This is a genomic window from Sphingobacteriales bacterium (assembly GCA_012517435.1).
Taxonomy (GTDB): Bacteria; Bacteroidota; Bacteroidia; order CAILMK01; family JAAYUY01; genus JAAYUY01.
The window spans coordinates 1-2287 of record JAAYUY010000246.1 but is presented as its reverse complement, the minus strand read 5'-3'; the positions used below and the strand labels follow the sequence as shown (position 1 = coordinate 2287).

Sequence of the window (2287 nt, the reverse complement as noted above, 5' to 3'; positions counted from 1 at the left end):
GGAGGTCCTATGCTGATATTGACAATCCATTCCTTTTTCTCCAGTTTGGTAACTTCTGAAGCAGACGGGATGTTGGTTTGCACCATCGCATCGGAATCTCTGATTTTTGTAGCCACCATGAAAAAGAACAGAAGCATAAACACAATGTCGGGAAGGGAGGCAGTGCTAACTGTCGGAAGCTTTTTCCCTCCTTTTTTATCAAATTTTCCTTTCATTTTGCACCTCCGATATTAACCGGTTCAGCTTCAGAAACTTTCATCGGGAACAATTCTTTTATTATCTTTTGGGAATCCTCATCCAGTTCATCGTAAGATTTTCCGAATTTTTTCCGGGCTTCGGCATCACGGATTTCATTATATGCTGCAGTCAATTCATTCTGAACCTGAATATACATATTATAACTTGTACCCCTGTCGTTTTTCAGGGAAACTACTGCCTCCTGAGGTGAAACAGAGAGATTGGGATCGGCTCCATAGTTTAAAATAAACCTTTTTGTGGCTTCCTTTAATTGACCAATGGTCATGTATTCGCCTTCCACAAGAAGCTGGTCATTGGAGTTAACCCTAACCTCAAATACATTTCTTTTATTGATTTCGACAATGGGTTGATCATTAACGGGCATAGGTGGTAAAACCCTTGCGAGCCCTTCATTGGTTTCAATGGTTGTTATCAGAATGAAGAAAATGAGCAGAAGAAAAGCAATGTCGGCCATGGAGGCTGCATTGATTTCCGGTATTTCTCTATTTCCTGCCATAATCTATTATTTAAAAAATGCCCATATTTCTGAAAATACAATAGCCAGAATAGCCACGGCAAAAGTAATGGTCATCAGTCCAAGTCCTGCACTTATCAGTTTACTGGTTGTTTCGGAAACCTTATTAAGCGTCATGCTTCCGTCTGCAGTTACATAAGCAATAATAAAAATAACCACAATTAATGCAAAGCTGATCAAAGTTTTTATGTTTTTCCTCCCCCCTGAAAATATTCCGGCAATGCTAACCACTACTATAGTGATAATGGCAATAATGGCCAATACGAGAGCAAGGGTTAAACCGGCAGTGGGTGAGCCCACCTTAGGTGTGACGGAAAATGCTTCATAATTAGGTACACCCAGATAATTTTCAGGTAGAGGCTTCACAATAAACTGATAAACAAAGACAGCACTGAAAATAGCTATCAATCCATAGAAAATGATTGATACAATCAGTGAAATCCTTTTATTTTTTTCGTTCATCTTATTACTTTTAGAATGTTATTTTTTTTCAGTTACACCGTATTCAATCATCATATCGACCAGAGAAATGGATGAGTCTTCCATATCGCTGACAATACCGTCAATTTTTGAAACGAGGTAATTATAGAAAAGCTGAAGAATAATGGCAACGATCAAACCGCCAACCGTAGTAATAAGAGCTACCTTTATCCCACCTGCAACAAGGGAAGGAGAAATGGTACCTGCCTGTTCGATGGCATCAAAAGCGCCAACCATCCCAACGACCGTACCAAGGAACCCGAGCATAGGTGCTATGGCAATAAAGAGTGAAATCCAGATCAGCCCTTTTTCCAGCATAGCCATTTGTACACTTCCGTAAGAAACAATTGATTTTTCAACCCCATCAACTCCTTCTTTTCTGCGTGAAATAGCCTGATAGAATATTGAAGCCACACTTCCGCGTGTATTCCTGCATAGTTCTTCTGCTCCCTGAATATCGTTTTTCTTGAAATAATCTTCAATTTTTCCAAGGAGTTTTTTGGTGTTAACAGACTTCAGATTCAAAGAAATAATTTTCTCAATCACAACGGCAAGACCAATGATAAAACACAGCAGAATCGGGAACATCCATTGTCCACCATCGATAAAGAATTTCTTAATCATCTGTTTCCCGCTTCTTTTTACCACAGGTTCTTCGCCACCTCCCATATTTGCAGGTTCTGCCGGTGTTTGTGCAGCCACCTGAGTATCAGCAGGAGTCTGTGCATCATTTTCCTGAACTGCTTCTTTCTTGGCAGCCTCTTTTTTATCAGTTTCTTTTTTGGCATCCTGTGCATAGCTTGCTCCAAAATAGAAAACCATTCCTAACAGGGTAAGTGATAATAATACCTTTTTCATTTTTCTCATTTTTACAATTTATTGTTATTCAATTTATTTCATTACCGTTTAATTTAATAAGCCGCTACGTCAAAGTCGCTTAGCGGAGAGGGCGGGATTCGAACCCGCGAACCGCTTTTGACGATTACACACTTTCCAGGCGTGCGCCTTCGACCGCTCGGCCACCTCTCCCTCATT

4 protein-coding genes and 1 tRNA gene are annotated in these 2287 nt (G+C 40.1%); all 5 read right to left on the bottom strand.

From position 1 onward, the window contains the following. On the bottom strand, nt 1-215 hold a 215-nt coding region (locus tag GX437_13450), incomplete at its 3' end, for a biopolymer transporter ExbD (protein NLJ08659.1). Next, the gene (locus GX437_13445) at nt 212-754 is read right to left on the bottom strand and encodes a biopolymer transporter ExbD (GenBank protein NLJ08658.1); all 543 of its coding nucleotides are present in this window, start codon (nt 752-754) and stop codon (nt 212-214) included. The genes GX437_13445 and GX437_13450, both read right to left, overlap by 4 nt. A 6-nt stretch (nt 755-760) precedes the next feature. Next, the gene (locus GX437_13440; protein ID NLJ08657.1) at nt 761-1234 is read right to left on the bottom strand and encodes a hypothetical protein; all 474 of its coding nucleotides are present in this window, start codon (nt 1232-1234) and stop codon (nt 761-763) included. An 18-nt stretch (nt 1235-1252) separates the two neighbouring features. Then, nucleotides 1253-2110 (bottom strand): MotA/TolQ/ExbB proton channel family protein, encoded by an 858-nt coding sequence (locus tag GX437_13435; protein ID NLJ08656.1) that lies wholly within the window; start codon nt 2108-2110, stop codon nt 1253-1255. Between the two features lie 83 nt (nt 2111-2193). Beyond that, nucleotides 2194-2281, bottom strand: a tRNA-Ser gene (locus GX437_13430). Nucleotides 2282-2287 lie beyond the last annotated feature (6 nt).